We start from the raw sequence: 24957 nt of genomic DNA on the forward strand, positions 1-24957 counted from the left end.
GCGGCGCCGCGCCGGATCGTCCCGGATTCGCACCGGCCCCGCAAGCGCCCGTCCGCCTCAGCCGGCGAATTGCTCCGCCACGAGGCCGCCGCTGACGGTGTTCGCCTGCCGCAGACGGGTCACCGTGGCCATCAGCACGCCGCGTCCCGCCTCGACCTCCAGCCCGCCGCGGACGAAGCCGCGCACGCTCACCGTCGTCAGCCGGCCCGACAGGTCGAGAAAGGCCCGCCACTCGGCGCTCTCGCGCCCGTCCGGGCTGCGTCGGCCGTGAAACCGCACGATGACGAGGCCGGGGCTTTCCTCGATCGAATCGGTCACGACGGGATTGCCGTCGGAGGACAGCATCGCGCCGCCCTCCGGCGTGGCGAGCAGCGTGGCGAGCGCGGCCTCGTTCCCCGCCACGGCCGCGCTGCCGCGGCCCCCGGCCTGGAGCGAGACGAAAGCGTCGCTCCCGGCCCCGAGGGTGGCGCCGGTCAGCCGGCCGCAGCCGACGAAGGCGGCGTAGCCCTCGGCCGGGCGGCTGGCCATCCGTTCGGTGCAGTAGCCCGACGGGCCGAGCGCGACGAGCGCCGGCCCCGCCCAGCCGCCGAACATCCGCACGCTCTCCTCCCCCGCCCGGGGCAGGAGCGAGAGGGACAGGGGCGGCGCGCCCCCGCCGCCGCACCCGACCAGGGCGAGGCCGGCGGCGAGCAGCGGGGCGAGGAACGGGCGCGGAAGGGGCATCGGCGGGGACTCGCGTCGGACAGGGACGGGGGCAGGAACGGGGGGCAGGAACGGCTTCGGGCGGGTGCGGCGCCCGGGCCGGCCATAGCGGCCCTCCTGACGATGGGGCAACCCCGCCCGGCGTCAAATCCCGAGCGTCCGCGCCAGACCGCCGATCCAGTCCGAGACGAAGCCGTCGAAGGCCGGTCCCGGCTGCCGCGCGGCGTAGGTCGCCGCCATCGGGTCTGCGACGCGGATCGCGCTGCCGGACAGCTCCTCGATCGTGGCATGGCCGCAGAACGGAACGTAGAGCTCGGAATACCCCCCCTCGTGGACGAGGACGAGCCGGCCGTCGCAGATCTCGCGCGCCAGCGTCTGCACGGCGCGGGTCATGTGGCGGTAGGTCTCGACCGTGGCGAGCATCCGCCCCAGCGGGTCGATCGGCGCGGCGTCGAAGCCACAGGCGACGACGATCGCCTCCGGCCGATGCGCGCGGATCGCGGGGAGGGCGATCCGCTCCATCGCCTCGAGATAGCCGGCATGGCCGGTGCCCGCGGGCAGCGGGACGTTGACGTTCGCGCCGCCCGCGCCGCGCACCTCCGCCCCGCCGGTGTCGAGCGGGTAGTTCCGCTCCTGGTGGAGCGACAGGGTGAGGATGTCGGGATCGTCGAGGAAGATCGCCTCGGTCCCGTTGCCGTGATGCACGTCCCAGTCGAGCACCGCGATCCGGCGGGCAAGGCCGGCGGCGCGTGCCGCCTCCACCGCCACGGCGATGTTGTTGATCAGGCAGAACCCGTTCGCCCAGTCCCGCGTCGCATGATGTCCCGGCGGGCGCGACAGGGCGTAGGCGGCCTCGAGCTCGCCCGACAGGACCGCCAGCAGCGCGTCCCGCGCCAGCCCCGCCGACAGGGCCGCCACCTCGTAGCCGCCGGGGCCGAAGGGTGCGCGCAGCCCGATCTCGCCCCCGCCCGCATCCGAGACGCGCCGGAACTCGTCGAGATAGGCGGGGTCGTGGACCCGCTCCAGCTCCTGCCGGCTTGCCGGCGCGGCGGAACGGACGGAGAGCTCGGCCAGCAGGCCGGACACCTCCATCATGTTGCGAAGGCGCCGCTTGGTCTCGGGATTCTCGGGCAGCCCGCCCGAGGCCATCGGCTGGACCATTCCACCCACCGGCATCATGTTCGCGTAATAGCCGCCCCCGTGCCAGAAGCAGCGCTCGTCCGTGAAGAAACCCGTCGTCATGCCCGGACCCTGCCGCCCCGCGGCCCCGGACGCAAGGAAGGCGGCCGGAAAAGGCGCGCTCGCCGCCCGCGCGATCCCGGGCGCGACCTTCGAGGTGACGGCCCGGCCGGGGGGACGGCGCGACGCGGTCACCGAAGGGGAGGGCCCGCTGCGGGTCGAGACGACGGAGCCGGCCGAGGGCGGGCGCGCGACCGCTGCCGTCGCGCGGCAGCTGGCGCGGGCGCTGGGCGTGGCGCCGTTGCGGCTGACGCTGCTGCGGGGCAGGGCGGCGCGGACCAAGGTGTTCCGGCTGGACTGACGGCCCGGCCGGGCGGGTCAGCCCCCGCGCGCGGGGCGGTTCTCGCGCAGGCGGTAGATTCCCTCCGGCAGGTTCAGCGCCGCGCCGAGATCGCGGGCCTGCGCGATCGAGAGCGTGATCGTCACCACCTGATCGGTCCGCGGGTCGAGCTGTTCGAGCGTGATGCAATCCTCGAAGGCGCAGATCGTCACGTCCTCCTTCAGGGGGGCGGCGCCTTCGTCGACGAGCGTGATGACCGTCGCGTCGAAATCGTGCTCGATGCTGAACATGGGGGCCAGCGTAGGGGAGGGGGCGCACGCTCACAAGCCGGTCGCGACCGCTCCGCGCCGCTCCCTCGCGCAGACGCGAGTGGCCCCGCGCGGCGCGGCGGGATAGGATGGCAGCCGTGACCCGCGACCGACGCGCGACGAGGGATGCCCACATGACGACACGCCGCCTGGCCGCCCTGATCACCGCGCTCGCGGGCCTCTCCGCCTGCGCCGCGCCCGCCCCCGCCCCCACCGGGGTCGCGCCGTCGGACGTGGTCGTGGTCGGCGACCGCAGCGTGCCGGCCGGCGCCGTGCCCCCCTCGCCCGCCAGCCTCGACGGGCGGATCCAGGGCCTCGCCCGGGCCTTCGTCGCGGTGGCCGACCGGGTCGAGCCGGCGGCCGAGGCGGCCTGCTTGCGGCAGGCGGGCCCGGGGGTCGATTGCGACTTCCAGATCGTGCTCGACGACCGGACCGGCGCCCCGCCCAACGCCTTCCAGACCGAGGATCGCCGCGGCCGGCCGATCATCGCCTTCACCGTCTCGCTTCTGGGGCAGGTCGAGAACGCGGACGAGATGGCCTTCATCATCGCGCACGAGGCGGCTCACCATATCGAGGGGCACCTCGCCCGGCAGCGCGAATACGCCACGCTCGGGGCCACGGTGTTCGGCCAGCTCGCCGGGGCGGGGGGCGCCACGGACGAGGCGATCCGCACCGCGCAGCAGATGGGCGCGGTCGTCGGCGCGCGGACCTACAGCCGGGATTTCGAGCTGGAGGCCGATGCCCTCGGCACCGTGATCACGGCCGAGGCCGGATACGATCCGCTGGTCGGGTCGCGCTTCTTCTTCCGCCTGCCGGATCCGGGCGACCGGTTCCTCGGCACCCACCCCCCGAACGCGCAGCGGCTGGCGATCGTGCAGCAGACGGCCGCGCGCCTGGGCTACTAGCCCGCACGCGCCGGTGGGCCGGGCCGGTCAGGCCGCGGCAAAGACGCTGCCGGCGATGGCCGCGAAGAAGCAGGCCGATGCCGCGAGGACGAAGCCGTGCCAGATGGCGAGGGAGTATTTCAGCCCCTCCCAGTTGAAGAAGACGACGCCCCCCGTGTAGAGCGCGCCGCCCGCCGCGATGAGGGCGAGTGCGGGCCAGCCCACCGTCTGGGCAAGCGGCCAGATCAGCGCCAGCGACAGCCAGCCGAGCACGAGGTAGAAGACCGAGGACGAGGCGCCGTTGGTCCAGAAGAACAGCTTCCGTGCCATGCCGACCAGCGCCAGCACCCAGACCAGCGCCAGCACGGCATAGGCGAAGGGTCCGCCGATCAGCACCGCGAGCGGCGTGTAGGTGCCCGCGATCTTGAGGAAGATCGCCGCGTGATCCAGCCGCCGGAACAGCGGGCGCGCCGCCTCCCACGGGGTGAAATGGTAGATCGCCGAGGCGGTGAAGGACGCGACAAGCGCCGCGCCGTAGACGGACAACGCCGCGACATGCGCGCCGCCGAGGTGCAGTGCGCCGATCACGATCAGCAGCACCGCCCCGGACAGGGCAAAGATCACCCCGGCGAGGTGGATCACGCCGTCGGCGATCCTCTCGGACCGGGCGTAGCGGGGATACTGGTAGCGCGGAATCATCGTCATGGGGGGGATATAGCGCCGCTCGATGTCGAAATCGCGAAGGCCGGAACGGAATTTGACGGGCTTGTTATCTAGACCCTGCTGGAATCGTTCATAGATCACGGGAGCAGGACGCCACGGCGCGCCGGATGCAACTTGTCCGTCCCGCCCGCCGTGGCTCCACGCGACACGAATGGAGGCACGACATGCAGATCGACAGACGCAAGTTCCTTCTGGGCAGCGCGGGCGTGGCCGCGGTCGTCGGCGGCAGCTACGTCGTCGGCCAGGTCGCGCAGGCGCAGGATCCGGGCGACTTTCCCTTCGAGCTGAGCGAGGCCGAATGGCGCGAGCGGCTGACCGACAGCCAGTTCGCCGTGCTGCGCGAAGAGGCGACCGAACCCGCCTATTCCAGCCCGCTCAACGACGAGAAGCGCGCCGGCATGTTCCATTGCGCGGGGTGCGAGCAGGCGGTCTACCCGTCCGACACGAAATACGACAGCGGAACCGGCTGGCCGAGTTTCTGGGCGCCGGTGGACGAGGCCGCGATCGGGACCAAGGCCGACTACAAGCTCGTCCTGCCGCGGACCGAGGTGCATTGCTCGAATTGCGGCGGGCATCTGGGCCACATCTTCGACGACGGCCCGGCCCCGACGGGCAAGCGCCACTGCCTGAACGGCGTCGCGCTGACCTTCGTCGCCGCCTGACCCGGCCGCCTTTCGCCCGATGGACGCCCGCCCCGGCAAGGACCGGGGCGGGCGTTCCGCTCGCCGGAAGGGCGCGTCAGCCCGCCAGCCGGCCCCAGAGGTCGTATTCTCCCGCCTCGTCCACCTCGACGGGCACGATGTCGCCGGGGGTCAGCCCGTCGGTCTCCTCGTCGATGAAGAGGTTTCCGTCGATCTCGGGCGCATCGCCCTTCGTCCGGCAGGTCGCGATGCCGTCCTCGTCGATCTCGTCCACGATGACGTCCATCACCTTTCCCACCTTCGCGGCCAGTTTCGCCTCCGAAATGGCCTGCGCCTTTGACATGAAGCGATCCCAGCGGTCCTGCTTCACCTCGTCCGGCACGTGGTCCGGCAGGTCGTTCGACCGTGCGCCCGCGACGTTCTCGTACTGGAAGCACCCCACCCGGTCGAGCTGCGCCTCGTCCAGCCAGTCGAGCAGCGTCTCGAACTCCGCCTCGGTCTCGCCGGGATAGCCGACGATGAAGGTCGAGCGCAGCGTGATGTCCGGGCATTCGCGCCGCCAGGCGGCGATCTCGTCCAGCGTCCGGGCCGCCGCGGCGGGACGCGCCATGCGGCGCAGCACGTCCGGGTGGGCGTGCTGGAAGGGGATGTCGAGATAGGGCAGGACGCCGCCCTCGGCCATCGCGGGGATCAGCTCGCGCACATGGGGATAGGGATAGACGTAGTGCAGGCGGATCCAGGCGCCGAGGCTGCCGAGATCCCGGGCCAGGGCCAGGATCGGGGCCTTGTCCTCGCGGTCCTTCCAGTCGGTGCCGTAGGCGCTGGTATCTTGGCTGATGACCAGCAGTTCCCGCACCCCGGCCTCGACCAGCTTCTCGGCCTCGCGCATGACCGCCCTGTGGGGGCGCGATTGCAGCCGGCCGCGCATGTCGGGAATGATGCAGAACCTGCACTTGTGGTTACAGCCCTCGGAGATCTTGAGATAGCTGTAATGCCGGGGCGTCAGGCTGACGCCGCGCGCGGGCAGCAGGTCGACGAAGGGATCGGGCGCGGGCGGCACCGCCTTGTGCACCGCGTCCAGCACCTGCTCGTATTGATGCGGCCCGGTGACGGCGAGAACCCTGGGATGAGCCCCGGTGATGTAGTCGGGCTCGGCCCCCAGGCAGCCGGTGACGACGACGCGCCCGTTCTCGGCCAGCGCCTCGCCGATCGCGGACAGGCTCTCGGCCTTGGCGCTGTCGAGGAAGCCGCAGGTGTTCACGATCACCGCGTCGGCCCCCGCGTAGTCGGGCGAGATCGCGTAGCCCTCGGCCCGCAGCCGCGTCAGGATCCGCTCGCTGTCCACCAGCGCCTTGGGACAGCCGAGCGAGACCATGCCGATCGTCGGCTGCCCGGCGGGACGCACGGTGCCGAGATCGCGCGACAGGCGCGCATTGGCGAGGTCGGGGCGGAGATCGGGGGGGTTCTGGGTCATGCCCGCCTCATAGCGGGGCCCGGCCGGCGGCGGAAGCGGGCGCGTTGAACCTGTCGTGAACCGGCCTATCCTCGCCCGGCGAGGGAGGCGCCAGACGACACGGGCCGCGACATGAACCTGATCGAAGAGGCGCTGGCCGAGAGCCGCGCCCTCCTGCCCGAGACGCTGTGGGCGGTACTCATCGTGCTTGCAGGCATGGCGGCCGCTTGGGGACTGCACGCGCTGCTCTGGCCGCTGATCCTGCGCATCGCCCCGTCCCGCGGTCTGTGGGCGCAGGTGATCCCCCGACTGCGCCGTCCCGCCCGCCTCGCGGCGATGGCGGTCATGGCGAGCGTCCTCGTCAATGTGGCCGACCTGCCGCCGGACTGGACCTACGCGCTGGGCAAGACCGCCTTCGCCCTTCTGATCGTCATCATCGGCTGGATGTGCCTGATCGCGCTCGAGACGGCGGTCCACCGGGCGACCGACAACCTCGCGCTCGAGGCCGAGGACAACCTCGCCGCGCGCAAGCAGGCGACGCAGATGCGGGTACTGCGTGCCGCCGGGCGGGTGGTGATCGTGCTGGTGACGCTCGGCGCGGTGCTGGCCAGCTTCCAGACGGTGCGCGCCTTCGGCGTGTCGCTCTTCGCCTCGGCCGGGGCGGCGGGGCTCGTGCTCGGCTTCGCCGCGCGGCCCGTCCTCGCCAACCTGATCGCCGGGATCCAGATCGCCATCACCCAGCCGATCCGCATCGACGACGTGGTAATCGTGGAAGGCGAATGGGGCTGGATCGAGGAGATCGCCTCGACCTATGTCGTCGTCCGCATCTGGGACCTGCGCCGCCTCGTCGTGCCGCTCTCGCAGTTCATCGAGCAGCCGTTTCAGAACTGGACGCGCGAGAATGCCGAGATCATCGGGACCGTCTTCTGGTATCTCGACTACACCGCCCCGATCGGCGAGATGCGGGAAAAGCTCAAGGAATTCGCCGAGGCGAGCCCTCACTGGGACGGCAAGGTCGTGAATCTGCAAGTGACCGAGACCGACAAGGAGGTCATCACCGTACGCGCCCTGCTCTCCGCCCGCAATTCCCCCACGGCCTGGGATCTGCGCTGCGAGGTGCGCGAGAAGATGGTCGCCTGGCTGCAGGAGGCGTATCCCGGCGCGCTGCCGCGTGTCCGGGGCGAGCTGACGATGACGGAGCGTGCCGCCGGCCGACCGCCCCGCGGCCCCGGACCCGGCCCGGGCCCCGGCGAGGACGGCACTTCCGGCATCCCGGAGGCGGCGCTGCCCGAGGGCGAGCGCGGCGCGGACCCCGATCCGAAGCGGACCTAACGGAACCGTGAGGCCGTTCGGGCCTTGATCCCCCTACGAACGCACGGCACGAGGGGACCCATGATACTCGACACGATCGCCTGGTCGCTGACCGTCTTTCTCTTGCTCGTGACGGTGATTCCGATCAGCCGCCTGCCGCATGGCGCCGTCCGAACGCTCAGCTTCGCCCGGCAGCAGATCATCGTCCTCGCGGCGCTGACGCTGCCGATCGTCTTCTGGCGGGCCGAGGGCAACGCCATGTGGCTGGCGGGGCTGGCCCTCCTGGCCGTCATCGGCTTCCAGCTGGCCTATATCAGCCGGTTCTTTCCGTTCATGCCCACCCAGTCGGTGCGGGCCGATCCCGCCATCGCGGCGGACCGCAAGCGCTGCCTGCGCATCATGACCTCGAACGTGAAACTGTCGAATCGCGACTACGAGCGGCTGCTCGCCGTGGCGGTGGCCGAGGATCCGGACATCCTCGTCGTGGTCGAGACCGATCAGCAATGGTTCGACGCGCTCGCGCCGCTGCACGAGGCCTTTCCTCACCGCGCCCTCAAGCCGCACGACAACGGCTACGGCATGGGGATCTACTCCAAGGTCGCCTTCGACGAGGTCGAATGGCGCGAACTGCTGATCAACGACGTGCCCTCGGCGCGGATCACGCTTACCGTCGGCGGCGACCGGCTGCGTCTCTACGTGATCCACCCCGAGCCGCCTGTCCCGACCTTCAGCACCGAGGGACGCGATGCCGAGATCGGCCTCGTCGGGATCGAGGTCGACGAGGATCCGCTGCCCTGCATCGTCCTCGGCGACCTGAACGACGTGGCGTGGAGCCACACGACCCGTCGCTTCCAGCGCCTCTCGGGCCTGCAGGATCCGCGGGTCGGGCGGGGCTTCTACAACACGTTCGACGCCCGCTTCCCCTTCATGCGCTGGCCGCTCGACCACCTGTTCCACGATGCGCGGTTCCGGCTGGTCGACATGCGCCGCCTGCCGGCGATCGGCTCGGATCACTTCCCGATGCTCTTCGATCTCTACCTCGCCCCAACGGAGGGCAACGGAGAGGCCGAAGTCGAGGAGCCGACCGAGGAAGACCGCGAGGAGGTCGAGGAGATGGCCGAGCACGAGCGCAAGCAGGACCGCGATGCGATCGGCTCGCACTGGGAGGACGAGGACTGATCCGCGCCGCCCGCTCGCCCGAACCCCGCTCGCCCGAACGAAGTGAAGCCCGCCGGTCGGGCGGGCTCCACAGATCGGAACGGAACGGGGCGGGCAGGGGGCCTAGCGGCGACGGTCCCGGCGCGAGGACATCGGCTGGAACGCGACGCCCACATGCGCCTCGCAATAGGGCTTGCCGGCCTGGGCCGGCAGGCCGCAGAACCAGAAATCCTCCTTGGCCGGATCGCCGACGGGCCATTTGCAGGTCCGTTCGGTCAGTTCCATCAGCGAGAGCTTCTTGGATTTCTTCTCGACCTCGCTCACCTTGGCGAGCGCCTCGGGGCTGATCTCGTTCGCGCTGGGCTGCGGCGGCAGGGGCTGGCCGGCGGGAATGATCGCCCGGCGGGCGGCGCTCATCGGGATCGGCGCGTCGTCCTCCTCCGCGTCCTCGGCCGGCGGCGCCTCGGCGACCGGCTCCTCCGCGGGGGCGGCAGGCTCGGGCGCGGGGGAGGGGGGCGGCGGGGCGGCGGCGGCGGCGCGGGGCGCGGGTTCGGGCGCGGCGGGGGCCGCCTCGGGGCCGTTGCGGTTGGACAGGCCCAGCCGGTGCACCTTGCCGATGACCGCGTTGCGGGTGACGTTGCCCAGTTCCTTGGCGATCTGGCTCGCCGACTGGCCCTCGTTCCACATCCGCTTCAGCGTCTCGACGCGCTCGTCGGTCCAGGACATGCCATACCTCTCGCTGATTGCCGGGCGCGGGGCTCCGCGGAAGCCGCGCCTCACAAGGACATGTCAGATACAGCCCGCCTTGCCCGGTTTCAAGGCGCGGCGGCGCCGCCGCGGGCCGATCGCCCTTGCCTGCCGGGGGATGGGTGCTAGACCTCGGCCCCCAGGGGACAGGGCCCCTCGGATGACAGGGGAGGGGGCCGCCGATGACCTACCGCATGCAGGACGGAGAGACGATCGGGGCCGGCACCCGCAGGTTCGGGCGCGTCAACTGGATCGGGACCTGGACGCTGGCCGAGCGCGAGGTGAAGCGCTTCCTCAACGTCTGGTCGCAGACGATCCTCGGCCCGCTGGTGACGGCGGGCCTGTTCCTGCTGATCTTCTCGATCGCCATCGGCCCCGGCCGGCCCGACGTGATGGGCGTGCCCTTCATGGTCTTCCTCGTGCCCGGCCTCATGACGATGACGGTGATCCAGAACGCCTTCGCCAACACCTCCTCCTCGATGGCCGGGGCCAAGGTGCAGGGCAACATCGTCGATACGCTGATGCCGCCGCTTTCCCCGGCCGAGATCCTGACCGGCTACCTCGCGGGGGGGATCGCCCGCGGCCTCATCGTGGCGGTGGCCATCGCGCTCGGCGCCTGGCTGGCGCTGGGCGTGGGATTCGAGAAGCCGCTCTGGGCGCTGACCTTCGCGGTGCTCGGCTCGATCATGATGGGGGCGCTCGGCCTGATGGCGGGGATCTACGCGCAGAAGTTCGACCAGCTCGCCGCCATCACCAACTTCATCGTCACGCCGCTCGCCTTCCTGTCGGGCACCTTCTACTCGCTCGAGGCGATGCCGCCGCTCCTGCGGACGCTCAGCCACGCCAACCCGGTCTTCTACGTCATCGACGGGGTGCGCTACGGCATGATCGGTGTCTCGGACAGCTCGCCCCTGCTCGGCCTCGGCGTGCTGCTCGTCTCCTGCGCGGTGGTCTGCCTGCTGGCCTGGCAGATGCTGCGCCGGGGCTACCGGCTGAAGGCCTGACCCGCGCGCCCCGCGGGGGGCGCGCCAGGGCCTGACTTGCGCGAAGGGCGGCCCCGCGCTACGCCCGGTGCCATGACGACGCAGACGCTCCAGCTCCGACGCCGACGCTGACCGTCCCCGGGGGGCCGGGCCGCCCCCCCCTGCGACTCCCCCCGACTGCCCCGCGGCCTTTCCCCGACGTTGACATGATGCGCCCCGCCCGCCATGGCTTGGCCCTTCAGGGGCCGCCCGCGCGCGCCGCCACGAGGAGCGATCCGCCGATGATTCCCGCCGTCCTTCCCACCTACAACCGCGCCCCCCTGACCTTCGCGAAGGGGCAGGGCGCCTGGCTCGAGACGGAGGACGGCACCCGCTATCTCGACCTCGGGGCCGGCATCGCGGTCAACGCGCTCGGCCATGCCGCGCCCGAGCTGGTCGAGGTTCTGACGCAGCAGGCGCAGCGCCTCTGGCACGTCTCCAACCTCTACCGCATCCCCGAGCAGGAGCGGCTGGCCCGGCTGCTGACCCAGCATACCTTCGCCGATACCTGCTTCTTCACCAATTCGGGGACCGAGGCCTGCGAACTCGCGGTCAAGATGGCCCGGCATCACTGGTCGCAGAAGGATCCCAAGCGCACCCGCATCCTGGCCTTCGCCGGGGCCTTCCACGGCCGCTCCTCCGCCGCCATCGCCGCGGCGGGAACCGAGAAGATGACGAAGGGCTTCGGTCCCCTCCTGCCCGGGTTCACCCAGCTGCCCTGGGGCGATCACGACGCGCTGCGCGCCGCCATGGCCGAGCCGGACGTGGGCGCGGTGATGATCGAGCCGGTGCAGGGCGAGGGCGGCATCCGTCCGCTGCCCGACCAGTGCCTGAAGGGGCTGCGCGATCTCTGCGACGAGACGGGCGTCCTGATGATCGCCGACGAGGTGCAATGCGGCATGGGCCGGACGGGGCGCCTCTTCGCCCATGAATGGGCCGGCGTGACCCCCGACATCATGATGGTGGCCAAGGGGATCGGCGGCGGCTTCCCGATCGGCGCCGTCCTCGCGACCGAAGAGGCCGCCGCCTCGATGAGCGCCGGCACCCACGGCTCCACCTATGGCGGCAACCCGCTCGGCTGCGCCGTGGCCGCCAGGGTGGTCGAGGTGATGACCGGGGACGGCTTCCTCGAGGGGGTCCGCGCCCGCGGCGCGCATCTCCACCAGGGGCTGCAGGGCCTCGTCTCGTCCCACCCGGACGTGTTCGACAGCGTGCGCGGCCTCGGCCTCATGTGGGGCCTGAAATGCAGGATCGCCCCCGCCGACCTCGTCCAGGCCGGCTATGCCGAGCACGTCCTCACCGTGCCCGCCGCCGACAACGTCGTGCGCCTGCTGCCGCCGCTCACGATCACCGAGGCGGAGATCGGCGAGGCGCTCGCCCGCCTGGACCGCGCCGCCGCCCGCCTCTCCGCCGCCTGATGCCCTTATCTTGCTGACAATACTCCACGGGGGTCCGGGGGTGTGAAACCCCCGGTCCTCCCGCCGCCAAACGGACCGACGCCATGACCAGCTTCCTCGACATCCACAAGACCGACCCTGCCGACCTGCGCGCCATCCTCGACAGCGCCGCCGCGATGAAGACGGCCCGCGCCGGACGCCCCAGGGGCACGCCCGACGACGCGCAGCCGCTGGCGGGACGGATGGTGGCGCTGATCTTCGAGAAGCCCTCGACCCGGACCCGCATCTCCTTCGACGTTGGAGTGCGGCAGATGGGCGGGCAGACCATGGTGCTGTCGGGCGCGGACATGCAGCTCGGCCACGGCGAGACCATCGCCGACACCGCGCGGGTGCTGTCGCGCTATGTCGACCTCATCATGATCCGCACCTTCGAGGAGCAGACCCTGCTCGACATGGCCGAACATGCGGACGTGCCGGTGATCAACGGTCTGACCAACCGCACCCATCCCTGCCAGATCATGGCCGACATCATGACCTTCGAGGAGCATCGCGGCCCGATCCGGGGGCGCAAGGTGGTCTGGTCCGGCGACGGCAACAACGTCTTCGCCAGCTTCGCCCATGCGGCGAAGCAGTTCGATTTCGAGCTCGTCTTCACGGGGCCCGAACCGCTCGATCCCGAGAAGGCCCTCGACGGCCTCTATTCCGTCGAGCGCGACCCGGCAAAGGCAGTGGAGGGCGCCGACCTCGTCGTCACCGACACCTGGGTCTCGATGCACGATCCGCAGAGCGCGCGCGAGCGGCGGCACAACCAGCTGCGCGGCTACCAGGTGACGGCCGACCTGATGCGCAAGGCCAAGGACGACGCGCTCTTCATGCATTGCCTTCCCGCCCACCGCGAGGACGAGGTCACGTCCGAGGTGATGGACGGCCCCGCCTCCGTGATCTGGGACGAGGCCGAGAACCGCCTCCACGCGCAGAAGGCCGTCATGCGCTGGTGCCTCGGCGTCTGATCGGACCGCGGCGCGCAATCGCGGGCCGGGGCGCGGGCCGGGGCGCGGGCCGGGGCGCGGGACGGATCCCGCGCCCCGGCGATCACTCCGCCTGCAGGTCGGGAGGCGCCGCCCCCTCCAGGTAGGCGTAGCCCCAGCCGGGCAGGACGAGCCTGTTTCCCGCCGCGCTCCCCGACCACTCGCCCGCCACCGGACCTGCGGTGCCGCTCGCCCCGTCGACGGACAGCGTCACCGGGTCGGGGCCGAGGTTGAACACCCCCGTCAGGCAGCGCCCCGCATGGCTGCGGGCCACGGCGAGCACCGGCTCGGGCACGTCGGGAAAGCTCGTCCCGCCCAGCCGCAGCTCGTCGCGCTGCTTCCGCCAGGCCAGCGCGGCGCGGTAGGCGGCCATCACGCCGTCATTGCCCTGCCGGTCCACGGCCCGGGCCGCCTGCGGCGCCTTGACCGGCAGCCAGGGCGTGCCGGTCGAGAAGCCGGCATTGGGCGCCTCCGCCTCCCAGACCATCGGGGTGCGGCAGCCGTCGCGGCCCTTGTAATCCGGCCAGAAGTCGATGTTCGCCGTGTCCTGCAGCTCGTCGAAGGCGATGTCCGTCTCGACCTGCCCCAGCTCCTCGCCCTGGTAGATGCCCAGCGTCCCGGGAAACGAGACCAGCATCGCGATCGATTGCCGGGCTACCGCGTCCGCCGTCGCGCGATCCTCCGAATGGGTCCGCCCGCCCGGCGTCCAGCGCGAGACGTGGCGCGTCACGTCGTGGTTCGAGAAGGACCAGCAGGGCCAGCCATGCGGCGCGTAGGTTTGGAACGCCGAGATCGTGTCGCGGAAATGCGCGGCACTTTTGTCGTGGCTCAGCATGGCGAAGGAATAGGCCATGTGCAGCTTGTCGCGGCCTTCGGTGTATTCGCCCATGATCTCGACCTGGCGCATCCCCATCTCGCCGACCTCGCCGACCATCATCCGGTCGTCGTAGCGGTCCGTCAGCCCGCGGAACCGCCGCAGGATGTCGAGATTCTCGGGCTGGGTCTTGGAATGGACCTGGTCCTGCGCCTCGTAGGGATTGGTCGGGAAGCTCTCGCGCGGGGCGGGCGGGTTGTCGCGCAGCTTCGCGTCGTGGACGTAGAAATTGGCCGTGTCGAGGCGAAAGCCGTCGACGCCGCGCTTCAGCCAGAACTCCATGGTCTCGAGCAGCGCGTCGACCGCCGCGCGGCAGTGGAAGTTGATGTCGGGCTGCTGGACCGCGAAATTGTGCAGGTAATACTGCCGCCGCCGCGTGTCGAACTGCCACGCGCTGCCGCCGAAGATCGACAGCCAGTTGTTCGGCGGGGTGCCGTCCTCCTTCGGGTCGGCCCAGACGTACCAGTCGGCCTTGGGATTGTCGCGGCTGGCCCGGCTCTCCTCGAACCAGGGATGCTGGTCCGAGGTATGCGACAGGACCTGGTCGATGATGACCTTCAGCCCCAGCGCATGTGCGCGCTCCACCAGCGCGTCGAAATCCTCGATCGTGCCGTAGAGGGGCGAGACCTCGGTATAGCCCGACACGTCGTAGCCCATGTCGCGGTCGGGGCTGCGGAAGAATGGCGAGAGCCAGATCGCGTCGACGCCCAGCCCCGCGACGTGATCGAGCCGCCGGGTGATGCCCGGCAGGTCGCCGATCCCGTCGCCGTTCTCGTCCTGGAAGCTGCGCGGATAGATCTGGTAGATCACCGCGTCGCGCCACCATTCGCGCCCCGCCGCCTGCGTGGTCGTCTCGGCCATGAAGCTGTCCCTTCGTCCCGTTCGCTCTCCCCTGACGGGGGAGTTACGGGGCCGGCGGGGCGGAACGCAATCGGGGTGCGGCGAATCGCCTAGTGGATGGTGCCGGACGGCGCAGCTGGGCCGCGCCGCAGCGCCAGCGCCGCCTGCTGCGCCAGCGCGACCGCCAGCGGCGCGAGATCGGCGCGCACCAGCAGCATCGCCAGCATGAGCGCCTCCTCCTGCTCGCCCCCGGCGGCGAGCTCGATCAGCCGGGCGAAGCACGCCTCGTCCCCGCCGAGGCAGGGACAGCCCGCGCCGTGGCACGCCAGCGGGCGCCGCCCGTGCCGGGCGCAGAGCGCGCAGAGATCGCGCAGGGGGGCGGGGCAGAGTTCGCGCCCGTCGCCGCGGAACGCGGCCACGGCGACGCGGCCGGCGGGGTCGAGATCGGTCAGTTGGCCGACGGGATGCGAGCCTTTCACGGGAGGGGTCTCCGGCAGGAATGATGACGGGTTTCGTTATTCCTGACTGAAACGATCAGGCAAGTCCAGCGATCATTTCTCCTTCAGCAGTCGCAGGCCCTGGGTCGCGTCGGTCCGCACCGCGAGGCGGAGGCCCGGCTCGTCCCCCGCGCGCAGGGCGGCGAGGATCAGCCGGTGATGCGGCGGCGGCTCGGTCCGGTTCAGGCGGCCGTAGAGAGAGGCCATGGTGGGCCCAAGCTGCAGCCAGACCGTCTCGGTAAGCGCCAGGATCGCCGGGGCCTGCGCCCGGAGGTAGAGCGTGCGGTGGAATTCGAGATTGGCGCGGATGTAGCCGCTGGCATCGTGCCGCGCGACGGCCTGGCTGACGCCCGCATTGATCGCCTCCAGCCGGTCGATCAGCGCGAAATGGGCCCGGGGCAGGGCGCGGCTGGCGAGTTCGGGCTCGAGCATCGCGCGCAGGCTCGCCAGTTCCTCGATCCGGTCGTTGGTCAGGCTCGGCGTCGCCACCCGGCCCGAGGCCGAGAGCGTCAGCGCCCCCTCCGCCGCCAGCCGCCGCACCGATTCGCGGGCCGGGGTCATCGACACGCCGAAGGCTTTCGCGATGCCGCGCAGGGTCAGCGCCGCGCCCGGCGCGATCTGTCCGTGCATGATCCGCGTCCGAAGTGCGCGGTAGACCCGGTCATGCGCCGCGCCCGAGGCGGGGCCGGAGGGGGGCTGCGAGAGAGGAGCGGGTTCGGGATCGAGCGGCATGGGCTTTTGTGATCACACCCGCCCGGCGCGTCAATCGCCCTCAGCCGAAATCCAGCCGGAGGAGGGCGTCGCCCTCGTCCTTCAGCCAGGCGCGGTGACGCCGGTAGGCGGGGCAGAGCCGCCCGGTCGCCGCCCAGAAGGCGGCCGAATGATCCATGTGGGCAAGATGCGCCACCTCGTGCGCGGCGACATAGTCCAGCACCTCCGGCGGGGCGAGGATCAGCCGCCAGGTGAACATCAGGTCCCCCTTCGACGAACACGAGCCCCAGCGCGAGCGGGTGTCGCGCAGCGTGATCCGCCCGTAGGGCCGCCCCAGCGCGGCGGCGTGGGCGTCGCAGGCCGCCGCCAGCCGGTCGCGGGCCAGCGCCTTGAGGTGCCCGGCCAGCCGTGCCCCGGCCCGCTCTTCCGGACCCGGGACGCGGACCCGGTCCGGGCCGATCTCGACCCGCCGCCCGGCGCCCGCCTCGATCCGGCAGGGCCGCCCCTCGACCGGGATGACCGCGCCGATCCCGACGCGGGTGATGCCGCCGATCTGCCCCAGATGGCCCCGCAGCCAGCCCTCGCGCTCGGCGAGGAAGGCCAGCCCCTCGGCCTCGGGCACGCGCTGGGGCAGGGTCAGCGTCACCCGCCCGTCCAGGCGCGAGACCCGCAGGCTCATCCGCCGCGACCGGGCCGAGCGGCGCAGCTCGACGGCGATCGGGGGGTTGCCGATGCTGGCCTGCCGTCCCATATGCGTCGCTCCCCGATGCCAGTCCGCCCGGCGGTCCCCCGCGACCTTTGACACCGGCAGGGCCATATGGCAGGGGACCGCGATGCGCCGCAAGGCGCCGCCGATTGCCACCCCTCGAAAGGGACGAAGCCATGCCCAAGGAAGACTGGGGAACGAAGCGCGTCTGCCCGACCACGGGCAAGCACTTTTACGACCTCAACAAGGATCCGATCGTCAGCCCCTATACGGGTCAGGTCGTCACCGTCGATACCGGCAAGAACCGGACGATGGTCGCCGACCAGGAGGACGCGCAGACCAAGAAGCTCAAGGCCTCGAAGACCGACGAGGATGACGAGCTGCTGCTGGACGACGACGAGGAGGACGACAGCGATGTCGATCTCGGCGACGAGGTGCTCGAGGATGACGACGAGGACGACAACGTCTCGTTCGACGACCTCGGCGACGTGGCCTCGAAGGACAGCGAGGACTGACGTTCCGGCAGGACGTTCCGGGGCGGGAGAGGGCAAAAAAAGCCTTGAACCCGCCCCCCGGCCCGCGTAGGAGCGGGCCGTCGGCGGGGCCACCCGCCACCAGGATGGGGCCTTAGCTCAGCTGGGAGAGCGCTTGCATGGCATGCAAGAGGTCAGGGGTTCGATCCCCCTAGGCTCCACCATCCTTCCATCCGATTTGAATGACGTCGCCTCGGGATTTTAGGTTTCCGTGGTTCGAACAGGGGTCGGACCCGCTCCCGGCGGCTCCACCATCCGTCCCTCCGATGCGACGGCGTCACCGCGGACCACGACTGGTCGTGGAACGGACGGGGGCGGACCCCGCGCCCCGCGGCGTGATCTCTCTCCCCTCCCGGCCTGATGCCCCGCCTCTCGATCCTCGCCCGTGGGCCGAACAGGGTCGGACCCCGCCCTCAGGCTCGGCAATCCTCCCTTCCGGTCCGAATCCCGCTGGTCGCGGGGGCAGGGACCGTGGTCCGGACCGGGTCCAGCTCCGCTCCGGATCGGCGCCGTCATCCCCACATCCCGGTTCCCGACCGGCCGCCGCCCGTTCGGGGGTCTCGCACCGATCCCTGCGGCGCCTGGCCCCCGGCCGAGCTGTCCTGCCGGCCGGCGCGGGCGGCGCACCGGGCGCTCGGCCCTTTCCCGGACGCATCAACCTGCGGGCGCACCGCGCCCGCAGGGAAACGCGCCCGGTCACCCGGGCAGGATCGAAGGGGGCGCGCGGCGGGCCCGGCGGAATCCCGTGCCGGACCCGGGCGGCGCCGCGATATCCGATCGCCCCCTGCCGCCTCGGCGTATTCGCGCGGCCCGGACTCGCCCCCGCCGCCGGCGGGAGGGGGGCGGCGCCCGGACGCCCGTCGCACCGGCCTTTCCCCCGGCCGCCGCCCGGTCTATCCCGCCGGGGGACGAAGGGGGGCCGGCCATGCCACGGATCGCCTGCATCGGCGAAGCGATGATCGAACTCGTGCCCGAGGGCGCCGAGCGGGCGCGGCTCGGCGTGGCGGGGGACACGCTCAACGTCGCGGTCTACCTCGCCCGGCTGCTGCGCGGCACGGGCTGGTCGGTCGATTACATGACCGCCCTCGGCACCGACGCCTTCTCGGACCGGATCGCGGGGGCCGTCGCCGCCCACGGGATCGGCACCGGCGCGATCGAGCGTCGGCCGGACAAGGGGCCGGGCCTCTACGCCATCTCCACCGACGCGGCGGGCGAACGCAGTTTCACCTACTGGCGGTCGGACAGCGCGGCGCGCACGCTCTTCGCCGCGCCGGGGCAGGTCGGCCTCGACCGCCTCGCGGGCTACGACCTCGTGCTGCTCTCCGGCATCAGCCTCGCCATCCTCCCGGCCGAGCGGCGCGCCGCCCTCACGCGGGCCCTCGCCGGGGCGCGGCAGGGCGGCACCCGCATCGCCTATGACAGCAATCACCGCCCGCGCCTGTGGGAAAGCGCGGCCGCCGCCCGCGACGCCAACGACGCGGTCTGGGCGGTGACGGACATCGCGCTGCCCTCGCTAGACGACGAGCGGGCGATCCATGCGGATGCGGACGAGGCGGCGGTCCTGGCCCGGCTCCGGGCGCGCGGCCTGACCGAGGGGGCGCTGAAGCGGGGGGCCGCCGGCCCGGTCGCGCTCGATCCCGATGTCGTGGCCGGCCCCTTCGCCCCGGCCCCGTCGGTGGTGGACACGACGGCGGCGGGCGACAGTTTCGATGCCGGCTTCCTCGCCGCGCGTCTCACCGGATCGCGGACCGAAGAGGCGATGGCGGCGGGCCATGCGCTGGCGAGCCGGGTGGTCGGCATCAGCGGGGCGATCCTGCCCGACTAGGGCCTCCGGGCCCCGGCCCGGCCGCTCCCGTCTCGCCGCACATAGCTACGGGGGGTGAAGCGGCGCGGCCGAGGGGGGGGCAGCGCCCCCCTTTGCCTTCTCAGTAATCCCGCTCGAAGAAGATCCCCAGCGAGCTCTCCCCCTCCGACGAGACGCCCCCGCGGACGGTGATGTCCTCGGTCAGGTCGAGATTGATCGTCGCCTCCGCCCCGGATTCGCCGACCTGCACGTCGGTATAGACGTTCTCGGACAGGTAGCGCCCGGCCCGCACCGCGACCCCGCCCTCGTCATCGGTCGCGATGTCGAGGTCGTCCAGCCCCAGCCCGTCGCGGAACCGGTCGAGCACGCTCGGCCCGCCGCCGGTCAGGGTCGAGACCGCGGCGGCCAGCTGCACCGCCTGCAGCGGCGAGATCGACAGCAGGTCGCGGCCGAAGAGCAGCCGCGCCAGCACCTCGTCCTGCGGCAGCTGCGGAGAGCTGTCGAAGGTCACCGACAGGTCCGAGGCGGGCCCGTCGAGGATGATCCGTACCTCGGTTCCGTCCTCGGCCTCGGTCACCGCGACGAACCGCAGATAGGGGTCGAAATCCCCGGCGATCGAGACGATTCCCTCGTCCAGGACGAAGCGCTGCGACAGGATGTCGAGCCGCCCGCGCACCAGCTCGAACTGGCCCTGCGGGATGATCTCGTTCGTGGTGCCGCCGATGGTGATCGACCCGCCCAGCTCGGCGTCGAGGCCGCGGCCCCGGACGAAGATCTGGTTCGGCGCCGAGACGGTCACGTCCAGCGCGTAGCCCGGCCCGCCGCCGCCGCCCGCGCCATCCCCGCCGCTCTCGCCCACCGGGACGCCCGCGATGGTAAGTCCGGCGCGGTCGAGGGTCCTGCGGACATCGGCGGGCGCGTTCACATGCGCCACCTCCGGCAGGTCGCCGAGCGCGCCGAGCGCGCCCGAGGGGACGCGGATCTCGGTCCGCCCCAGCTCGATCAGACCCGCGATGCGCGCGCCGCCCGTGAGAGGGCCGGTCACGGTCAGCGTGCCGTTCGCGATCGTCTCGTAGAGTTGCGGGTCGCGCAGGACGAGGCCGTTCAGCGCGATGGTCAGAGTCCCGTCGAAGGGCGCGGTCAGGCCCACGGGCCCGCTGATCGCGACGCTGCCGCCCTCGCCGAGGCCCGCGGTGAGGTCGATCGTCGCCGCGCCGCCCGACAGGGTGATCGTCGCGTCGATCCCCTCGATCGCCTCGCCGATCTGCGGGATCGCCAGCCGCGCGCCCTGCGCGCTGACCGTGCCCGAGACGGAGGAGAGGGCAGGGGGGCCGTTCACCGACAGATCGAAGGTCAACGGCCCGCTGATCCGGGCGGGATCGATGAACTCGTTGGCCAGCTGCAGCGGAGCGGATCCGCTGGCGGTCAGGGCCAGCGTGCCGTCCGCGTTCACCGCGCCGCCCACGTCCACCGTCACGCCGCCGGGCCCGGTGGCGCTCGCATCGATAAGCGTCGCCCCGCCCGGTTGCAGCGTCGCGGTTCCGCTCGACGTCACGGCGCCCGGGAAATCGGGCACGAAGAGTCCCAGATCCGCGAGACGCGCGTCGAAATCGATGACGGTGTCGCCGCCTGCGCTGGTCGTGCCGTCCGCGGTGACGCTGAATTGCGGGAAGCTGACGGCGAGGTCCTGCACCGCGATCCGCGGCCCGTCCTTGACGATCCTCCCCCGCGCGGTGCCGGTGCCGGCCAGCAGCGGGCGCACGGCGTCCACCCCGACATCGAGGCCGGTGGCCCGCGCGTCGAAGCCGAGGTCGAGCGTGGAGAGGTCGGTCCGCAGCTGTCCGTCCAGCGTCGCGTCGAGCGATCCGCCCAGCGGGCGGCCGATGATCCGCCCGATCTCGCCCAGCTGCGCGACCGAGATGTCGGCCACGCCGCTCACGTCGTAGAGCGTCGGATCGTCTCCCACCGGGTCGAGCATCGCGGTCACGTCGAGGGCGACGCCCCCCGGCCCGCTGCCGGTGACGTCGAGCGCCAGCTGCCCGCTGCCCGTCCGCTCCACCGTGCCGGCGGCGGTGACCCCGCCGGTCAGGCCGGGGGCCAGGACCGAGGCGTCGGTCAGCCGCAGGTCGAAGGCGCCGGAGCCCAGCCCCTCCTCGATCTGCCCGTCCAGCGTCAGGCCCAGCACGGGGGTGGAGATCGCGACATCCTCCGCCGTGAAGGAAAGGGGGCCCGTCCGCGCGACGCGGCCGTTCAGCCGGCCCGCCCCGTCGAGGATCGCGTCGACCTGCGGCAGACCGATGCCGACATCCTGCGTCCGGGCCTGCGCGGTCACGTCGAAGGTGGCGAGATCCAGCGCCGCCTCGCCCGACAGGTCCGCCACGAGCGCGCCGTCCAGGGGCCGCCCGGCAACGGCCGAGAGCGGCGCGAGGTCGGCCACCTCGACCGAGAGGCCCGGGCTCGCGATCCGCCCGTCCGCGAGCGTCGCGTCCCCGGTCGCGGTGACCAGCGGCGAGTCGAGGTCGAGCCCCGTCACCGCGAAGGCCATCGGCCCGCTGCGCTCCACCCGGCCCGACAGGCGCACTGGCCCGTCCAGCAGCGGCTGGGTGCCCGGCACCCCGATGGCCAGCCCGTCGCCCGACGCGTCGACCGCCAGGTCGAAGGTCGCGGCGTCCAGCGCCGCGCGCCCCGACACCTCGGCCCGGAGCGCGCCATCGAGCGGCCGCCCTGCGAGGTCCGAGAAGGGGGCGAGGTCGGGCAGGTCGACCGACAGCCCGTCGGTGGTCGCGATCCCGTCCGCGACGGTCAGGTCGCCGCTCAGCCGTGCCGCGGGGGCGTCGAGGACGAGGTCCGACACCGACCCCTGCAGCGGCCCGGTCCGTTCGACGGCGCCCGACAGGGCGATCTCTCCGGCGAGCAGCGGATCGATGCGCGCGTCGCCGATGGCCAGATCCGTCGTCCGCGCGTCGAGGATCAGGTCCAGCGTCGCCGCGTCGGTCGCGGCCCGGCCCGACAGGTCGAATTCGGCCGACCCCGAAAGGTCCCGCCCCGCGAGCGCCGAGAAGGCCGAGAGGTCCGGGACGGAGGCCGAGAGCCCCTCGGTCGTCGCGATCCCGTCCGCGACCGTCAGGCTGCCGGTGAGGTCCGCGACGGGCGCGCGCAGGATCAGGTCCGTCACCGATCCCGCTAGGGGTCCGGTCCGCTCCACCGCGCCGGAGAGGGCGATCTCTCCGTCCAGCAGCGGATCGATTCTTTCGTCCCCGATGGCGAGGTCGGTCGAGGTGGCGTCGAGCGCGAGGTCCAGCGTCGCGCCGTCCAGCCCGGCGCGCCCCTCGGCCGTCACGTCGAGCGCGCCGTCCAGCGCCCGCCCGGCCAGGTCCGAGAAGGGGGCGAGGTCGGAGACAGAGACCGTCAGCCCGTCCGTCTCCACCGCGCCCTCCGAGAGACGCGCCCCGCCCGCCGCCGTGACCAGCGGCGCGGTGAGCGACAGATCCTGCAGCGTGAAGGCCAGGGGCCCCGACCGCGCGACCGCGCCCGACAGGGCGACATCGCCCGCCAGCAGGGGGTCGATCCTGTCGTCCCCGACCGAGAGGTCGATCGCGGAGGCATCCAGCACGAGGTCGAAGGTGGAGAGATCGGTCTGCAACCCGCCCGACAGCTCGGCCTCCAGCGCACCGCCGAGGCGTCGCCCCGCGATGTCCGAGAAGGGGGACAGGTCGGAAGAGGACAGGCTCAGCCCGGGCGTCGACACGGCCCCGTCGACATAGACCACCGCGCCGGATGCCGTCAGCAGGTCCGAGGCGAGCGACAGCCCGTCCAACCGGAAGGCCGTCTCGCCCGAGCGCTCCACATTTCCCGACAGCGCGACGTCGCCGGCCAGCAGCGGGTCGATCCGGTCGTCCCCGATCGCGAGGTCGGTCGAGGCGAGGTCCAGCGTCACGTCGAAGGTCGCGCCGTCGATCCGCGCCACCCCGTTCGCCGTCAGGTCGATGGCGCCGCCCAGGTCGCGCTCGGCCAGGGCCGAATAGGGCGCGAGATCGCCGATCTCGGCCACCAGCGCGAAATCCGCGACCTGCCCGTTGCCGCCCGGGTCCGAGAGATCGGCCGACAGGTCGATGCTGCCCTCCGGCACGTCGCCGGTCACCGTCAGCGTGCCGGTGCCCGCCTCGTCCCGGCTGAACCGGCCCTGCAGGCTGGCCCCGCCCTCCAGCGTCGGCACGGCGAGCGAGACGTCGGGGATCGTGAAGTCGAACTCGGCCGAGGACGCGCCCGAGGTCAGGTCCGCGCTCGCGGTCAGGCTCAGGGCGTCGGTCGACAGGTCCAGCGCCTCGAGCCGCGTGCCCTCCTCGTCGCGTGTCGCGGCGAGGTCCAGCGTCGCGGTCCCCGCAAGCAGCGGGTCGACCCGGTCGTCGCCGATGGCGAGATCCTGCGTCTGCCCGTCGAGCACGATCTCGAACGCGCCGTCCAGCGGCCGCGCGGTCAGGTCGAGGACGAGGTCGGCGCCCCCGGACAGGTCCGTGCCCGCCAGCGCGGCGAAGCGCGACAGGTCCGCCGCCTCGAGCTCTGCGGTCAGGTCCGTCAGCCAGGCGTCGTCCGGCCCCTGGACGGTGCCCGAGGCGTCGAGGTCGATCCCCGGCCCGGTCAGCGTCAGGCGCGAGATCTCGACCGGCCCGGCATCGCGCGACAGCGCGATCGTGCCGGCGATCTGCGATCCGATCGCCGCGGCCAGGGCCGGGTCGGCGAAGGACAGGCCCTCGGCCGCGTAGTCGAAGGTGAGGTCGAGCGCGCCGAGCGCGCCCTCCTCCGGCGGGGCGAGCGTGCCGGTCCCGGTCAGCGACAGCGTGTCGATGGTCAGGCCCTCGCGGTCGATCCCCTCGGCCGTGAGCTCCAGCGTGAAGTCCTCGCTCACGCTCGCGTCGTATTGCAGGTCGAGCCGGGCAGTACCGATATCGGTCCCGCCGGGCACGGTCGTCTCCGACCCGTCCCGCGCGCCGAACCGGCCGCGGATGTCCAGGAGGGTCGGCCAGTTGTCCGGGCCGACCTCGATGTTCCCCAGCAGCACCAGCGCGTCGGTCTGGACCACCAGCTGCGGGATCGATTTCGACCCGTCCGGATTGCCGAGATAGCGGACCGAGAGCTGCGCCGACTCGCCGACGAAGGGGCGATAGGTCGCGGGGATCAGCGGCTGCAGGTCCCCCTCGACGTTCACCAGGACCTCGGTCCGGCTGGGCGGGGCGATCTCGTTGCCCGCCGCGTCGGTGCCCGGCTCGCCCACCGTCTCGGTCGACAGGCCGAACAGGCCCGTCACCCGCTCCTCTCCGTCGGTCGCCAGGGTCAGATCGGCGGTGTAGTCGCTGATCGGCCCGGTCCCCTGCAGCGTCAGCTCCACCGACGGCCGGCCGGGAAGGCCGATCGCGTTGGCGACCAGTCCGTCCGCCTCCTCCTGAACGTCGAGCGTCAGGTCCAGCACCTCGGTCTCGTTGGAATAGGCGCCCGACAGCTCGAACCGGCCCCGCCCGTCCGTCCGTTCGGCGGTCAGCGTGGCCGATCCCTCGCCATCCGCCAGCGCCGCCTCGCCCTCGATCACGAGGGTCAGCGCCTCGCCGAGAAACGCCTCGCCAAGGGTCAGCTCGTCGATCCTGAAATCGCCCACGCGGATGGAGAGCGGCAGGTTCGGCAGCGAGAAGGGCGTCGCCTCGGCCTCCGGCAGGTCGAGCGTCGCCTCGGGGATCGGCGGCCGGATCACCTCGATGCTCTGCGCCGACAGCTCCTCCACCTCCAGGCGCCGCCGCAGCAGGGCCGAGCGGTCCCAGTCCAGCACCAGCCCCTCGGCCCGCAGCCAGACCCCCTCGGAATCGGCGATCGTCAGCAGATCCACCGTCGCCTCCGAGGAGAGCGCGCCCCGGAACCCCTCGATCCGCACGTCCCGCGCCGTGCTGGACAGGTTGTCCTCGATCAGCCCCTGCAGGAAGCCGCGGTCGCGATCCTCCTGGGCGGTGTCCTGTGCGAGGGCGAGGCCCGGCAGAATCCAGATCAGGCAGAGGAGGAGGAAACGGACCAGCGGCATGGGGAAACCCTGTCTCGGAATGGCGGCGGGCCGAG

The 24957-nt window shown here is 72.2% G+C and carries 21 protein-coding genes and 1 tRNA gene; 11 read left to right on the forward strand and 11 right to left on the reverse strand.

What is annotated here, in order from left to right; all coding sequences use genetic code 11:
• Positions 1-57: 57 nt before the first annotated feature.
• Together BUE30_RS05265 and BUE30_RS05270 are read right to left on the reverse strand one after the other, a co-directional pair.
• Positions 58-723, reverse strand: coding sequence for a hypothetical protein (locus BUE30_RS05265; RefSeq protein WP_073326808.1), 666 nt, complete (start codon positions 721-723; stop codon positions 58-60).
• Positions 724-846: 123 nt separating this feature from the next.
• Entirely contained in the window at positions 847-1944 is a 1098-nt protein-coding gene (locus BUE30_RS05270) for a class II histone deacetylase (RefSeq protein ID WP_073326809.1), read from the reverse strand.
• Between BUE30_RS05270 and BUE30_RS05275 the strand changes: the two genes are divergently transcribed.
• Positions 1943-2242, forward strand: coding sequence for a DUF167 domain-containing protein (locus tag BUE30_RS05275; protein ID WP_073326810.1), 300 nt, complete (start codon positions 1943-1945; stop codon positions 2240-2242). The two genes, BUE30_RS05270 and BUE30_RS05275, sit on opposite strands and share 2 nt — an antisense overlap.
• A gap of 17 nt (positions 2243-2259) precedes the next feature.
• On the opposite strand, the gene BUE30_RS05280 is transcribed toward BUE30_RS05275, so the two are convergent.
• Positions 2260-2511, reverse strand: coding sequence for a hypothetical protein (locus BUE30_RS05280; RefSeq protein WP_073326811.1), 252 nt, complete (start codon positions 2509-2511; stop codon positions 2260-2262).
• Positions 2512-2663: 152 nt separating this feature from the next.
• Here BUE30_RS05280 and BUE30_RS05285 point away from each other — a divergent pair, with 152 nt between their 5' ends.
• Complete coding sequence (locus tag BUE30_RS05285) at positions 2664-3434, forward strand: M48 family metallopeptidase (protein WP_073326812.1); 771 nt, start codon at positions 2664-2666, stop codon at positions 3432-3434.
• Positions 3435-3461: 27 nt separating this feature from the next.
• On the opposite strand, the gene trhA is transcribed toward BUE30_RS05285, so the two are convergent.
• The gene (gene trhA / locus BUE30_RS05290; protein WP_073326813.1) at positions 3462-4118 is read right to left on the reverse strand and encodes a PAQR family membrane homeostasis protein TrhA; all 657 of its coding nucleotides are present in this window, start codon (positions 4116-4118) and stop codon (positions 3462-3464) included.
• A gap of 188 nt (positions 4119-4306) precedes the next feature.
• Between trhA and msrB the strand changes: the two genes are divergently transcribed.
• Positions 4307-4798 (forward strand): peptide-methionine (R)-S-oxide reductase MsrB, encoded by a 492-nt coding sequence (gene msrB, locus BUE30_RS05295; RefSeq protein ID WP_073327687.1) that lies wholly within the window; start codon positions 4307-4309, stop codon positions 4796-4798.
• A 76-nt stretch (positions 4799-4874) separates the two neighbouring features.
• Here msrB and rimO read toward each other — a convergent pair whose 3' ends face one another.
• Positions 4875-6251: a 30S ribosomal protein S12 methylthiotransferase RimO gene (rimO, locus tag BUE30_RS05300; RefSeq protein ID WP_073326814.1), complete on the reverse strand. Its 1377-nt coding sequence runs from the start codon at positions 6249-6251 to the stop codon at positions 4875-4877.
• A gap of 111 nt (positions 6252-6362) precedes the next feature.
• Here rimO and BUE30_RS05305 point away from each other — a divergent pair, with 111 nt between their 5' ends.
• Positions 6363-7562, forward strand: a complete 1200-nt coding sequence (locus tag BUE30_RS05305; protein ID WP_073326815.1) for a mechanosensitive ion channel family protein — start codon at positions 6363-6365, stop codon at positions 7560-7562.
• 60 nt (positions 7563-7622) lie between these two features.
• The gene (locus BUE30_RS05310; RefSeq protein WP_073326816.1) at positions 7623-8720 is read left to right on the forward strand and encodes an endonuclease/exonuclease/phosphatase family protein; all 1098 of its coding nucleotides are present in this window, start codon (positions 7623-7625) and stop codon (positions 8718-8720) included.
• 102 nt (positions 8721-8822) lie between these two features.
• Here BUE30_RS05310 and BUE30_RS05315 read toward each other — a convergent pair whose 3' ends face one another.
• Positions 8823-9425: a GcrA family cell cycle regulator gene (locus tag BUE30_RS05315; RefSeq protein WP_073326817.1), complete on the reverse strand. Its 603-nt coding sequence runs from the start codon at positions 9423-9425 to the stop codon at positions 8823-8825.
• A 203-nt stretch (positions 9426-9628) separates the two neighbouring features.
• Between BUE30_RS05315 and BUE30_RS05320 the strand changes: the two genes are divergently transcribed.
• The 3 genes from BUE30_RS05320 (at position 9629) to argF (ending at position 12875) form a co-directional block, all read left to right on the forward strand.
• A complete protein-coding gene (locus tag BUE30_RS05320) occupies positions 9629-10450 on the forward strand; it encodes an ABC transporter permease (RefSeq protein WP_244526277.1) in 822 nt (273 codons plus the stop codon).
• Positions 10451-10710: 260 nt separating this feature from the next.
• Entirely contained in the window at positions 10711-11886 is a 1176-nt protein-coding gene (locus BUE30_RS05325; RefSeq protein WP_073326818.1) for an aspartate aminotransferase family protein, read from the forward strand.
• Positions 11887-11969: 83 nt separating this feature from the next.
• Positions 11970-12875, forward strand: coding sequence for an ornithine carbamoyltransferase (argF, locus tag BUE30_RS05330; RefSeq protein ID WP_073326819.1), 906 nt, complete (start codon positions 11970-11972; stop codon positions 12873-12875).
• Between the two features lie 82 nt (positions 12876-12957).
• Here the strand turns inward: argF and BUE30_RS05335 are convergent, their stop codons facing one another.
• The 4 genes from BUE30_RS05335 to BUE30_RS05350 all read right to left on the reverse strand — a co-directional run bounded on the left by BUE30_RS05335 (position 12958) and on the right by BUE30_RS05350 (position 16566).
• On the reverse strand, positions 12958-14628 hold the full coding sequence (locus BUE30_RS05335) for an alpha-amylase family glycosyl hydrolase (protein WP_073326820.1): 1671 nt from the start codon (positions 14626-14628) through the stop codon (positions 12958-12960).
• 89 nt (positions 14629-14717) lie between these two features.
• The gene (locus BUE30_RS17740) at positions 14718-15086 is read right to left on the reverse strand and encodes a hypothetical protein (protein ID WP_073326821.1); all 369 of its coding nucleotides are present in this window, start codon (positions 15084-15086) and stop codon (positions 14718-14720) included.
• Positions 15087-15158: 72 nt separating this feature from the next.
• Entirely contained in the window at positions 15159-15836 is a 678-nt protein-coding gene (locus tag BUE30_RS05345; protein ID WP_073326822.1) for a GntR family transcriptional regulator, read from the reverse strand.
• Positions 15837-15876: 40 nt separating this feature from the next.
• Entirely contained in the window at positions 15877-16566 is a 690-nt protein-coding gene (locus tag BUE30_RS05350; RefSeq protein ID WP_073326823.1) for a M48 family metallopeptidase, read from the reverse strand.
• 131 nt (positions 16567-16697) lie between these two features.
• Here BUE30_RS05350 and BUE30_RS05355 point away from each other — a divergent pair, with 131 nt between their 5' ends.
• The 3 genes from BUE30_RS05355 to BUE30_RS05365 all read left to right on the forward strand — a co-directional run bounded on the left by BUE30_RS05355 (position 16698) and on the right by BUE30_RS05365 (position 18879).
• A complete protein-coding gene (locus BUE30_RS05355) occupies positions 16698-17036 on the forward strand; it encodes a TIGR02300 family protein (RefSeq protein WP_073326824.1) in 339 nt (112 codons plus the stop codon).
• A 106-nt stretch (positions 17037-17142) separates the two neighbouring features.
• Positions 17143-17218: transfer RNA gene (locus BUE30_RS05360), tRNA-Ala, on the forward strand.
• Positions 17219-17979: 761 nt separating this feature from the next.
• Positions 17980-18879 carry a sugar kinase gene (locus BUE30_RS05365; protein ID WP_073326825.1) on the forward strand — a complete coding sequence of 300 codons (900 nt, stop codon included), beginning with the start codon at positions 17980-17982 and terminating at the stop codon, positions 18877-18879.
• A 100-nt stretch (positions 18880-18979) separates the two neighbouring features.
• On the opposite strand, the gene BUE30_RS05370 is transcribed toward BUE30_RS05365, so the two are convergent.
• Positions 18980-24922, reverse strand: a complete 5943-nt coding sequence (locus tag BUE30_RS05370) for a translocation/assembly module TamB domain-containing protein (protein WP_073326826.1) — start codon at positions 24920-24922, stop codon at positions 18980-18982.
• Positions 24923-24957: the final 35 nt, after the last annotated feature.

The sequence above is a fragment of the Wenxinia saemankumensis genome (genome assembly GCF_900141735.1).
GTDB classification, from domain to species: Bacteria; Pseudomonadota; Alphaproteobacteria; order Rhodobacterales; family Rhodobacteraceae; genus Wenxinia; species Wenxinia saemankumensis.

Excerpts from the sequence above, each read along its gene's own strand:
- BUE30_RS05265 (WP_073326808.1), bottom strand. The coding sequence starts at position 723 with ATGCCCCTTCCGCGCCCGTTCCTCGCCCCGCTGCTCGCCGCCGGCCTC.
- BUE30_RS05275 (WP_073326810.1), top strand. The coding sequence starts at position 1,943 with ATGCCCGGACCCTGCCGCCCCGCGGCCCCGGACGCAAGGAAGGCGGCC.
- BUE30_RS05270 (WP_073326809.1), bottom strand. The coding sequence starts at position 1,944 with ATGACGACGGGTTTCTTCACGGACGAGCGCTGCTTCTGGCACGGGGGC.
- BUE30_RS05280 (WP_073326811.1), bottom strand. The coding sequence starts at position 2,511 with ATGTTCAGCATCGAGCACGATTTCGACGCGACGGTCATCACGCTCGTC.
- BUE30_RS05285 (WP_073326812.1), top strand. The coding sequence starts at position 2,664 with ATGACGACACGCCGCCTGGCCGCCCTGATCACCGCGCTCGCGGGCCTC.
- trhA (WP_073326813.1), bottom strand. The coding sequence starts at position 4,118 with ATGACGATGATTCCGCGCTACCAGTATCCCCGCTACGCCCGGTCCGAG.
- rimO (WP_073326814.1), bottom strand. The coding sequence starts at position 6,251 with ATGACCCAGAACCCCCCCGATCTCCGCCCCGACCTCGCCAATGCGCGC.
- BUE30_RS05305 (WP_073326815.1), top strand. The coding sequence starts at position 6,363 with ATGAACCTGATCGAAGAGGCGCTGGCCGAGAGCCGCGCCCTCCTGCCC.
- BUE30_RS05310 (WP_073326816.1), top strand. The coding sequence starts at position 7,623 with ATGATACTCGACACGATCGCCTGGTCGCTGACCGTCTTTCTCTTGCTC.
- BUE30_RS05315 (WP_073326817.1), bottom strand. The coding sequence starts at position 9,425 with ATGTCCTGGACCGACGAGCGCGTCGAGACGCTGAAGCGGATGTGGAAC.
- BUE30_RS05320 (WP_244526277.1), top strand. The coding sequence starts at position 9,629 with ATGACCTACCGCATGCAGGACGGAGAGACGATCGGGGCCGGCACCCGC.
- BUE30_RS05325 (WP_073326818.1), top strand. The coding sequence starts at position 10,711 with ATGATTCCCGCCGTCCTTCCCACCTACAACCGCGCCCCCCTGACCTTC.
- argF (WP_073326819.1), top strand. The coding sequence starts at position 11,970 with ATGACCAGCTTCCTCGACATCCACAAGACCGACCCTGCCGACCTGCGC.
- BUE30_RS05335 (WP_073326820.1), bottom strand. The coding sequence starts at position 14,628 with ATGGCCGAGACGACCACGCAGGCGGCGGGGCGCGAATGGTGGCGCGAC.
- BUE30_RS05345 (WP_073326822.1), bottom strand. The coding sequence starts at position 15,836 with ATGCCGCTCGATCCCGAACCCGCTCCTCTCTCGCAGCCCCCCTCCGGC.
- BUE30_RS05350 (WP_073326823.1), bottom strand. The coding sequence starts at position 16,566 with ATGGGACGGCAGGCCAGCATCGGCAACCCCCCGATCGCCGTCGAGCTG.
- BUE30_RS05355 (WP_073326824.1), top strand. The coding sequence starts at position 16,698 with ATGCCCAAGGAAGACTGGGGAACGAAGCGCGTCTGCCCGACCACGGGC.
- BUE30_RS05365 (WP_073326825.1), top strand. The coding sequence starts at position 17,980 with ATGCCACGGATCGCCTGCATCGGCGAAGCGATGATCGAACTCGTGCCC.
- BUE30_RS05370 (WP_073326826.1), bottom strand. The coding sequence starts at position 24,922 with ATGCCGCTGGTCCGTTTCCTCCTCCTCTGCCTGATCTGGATTCTGCCG.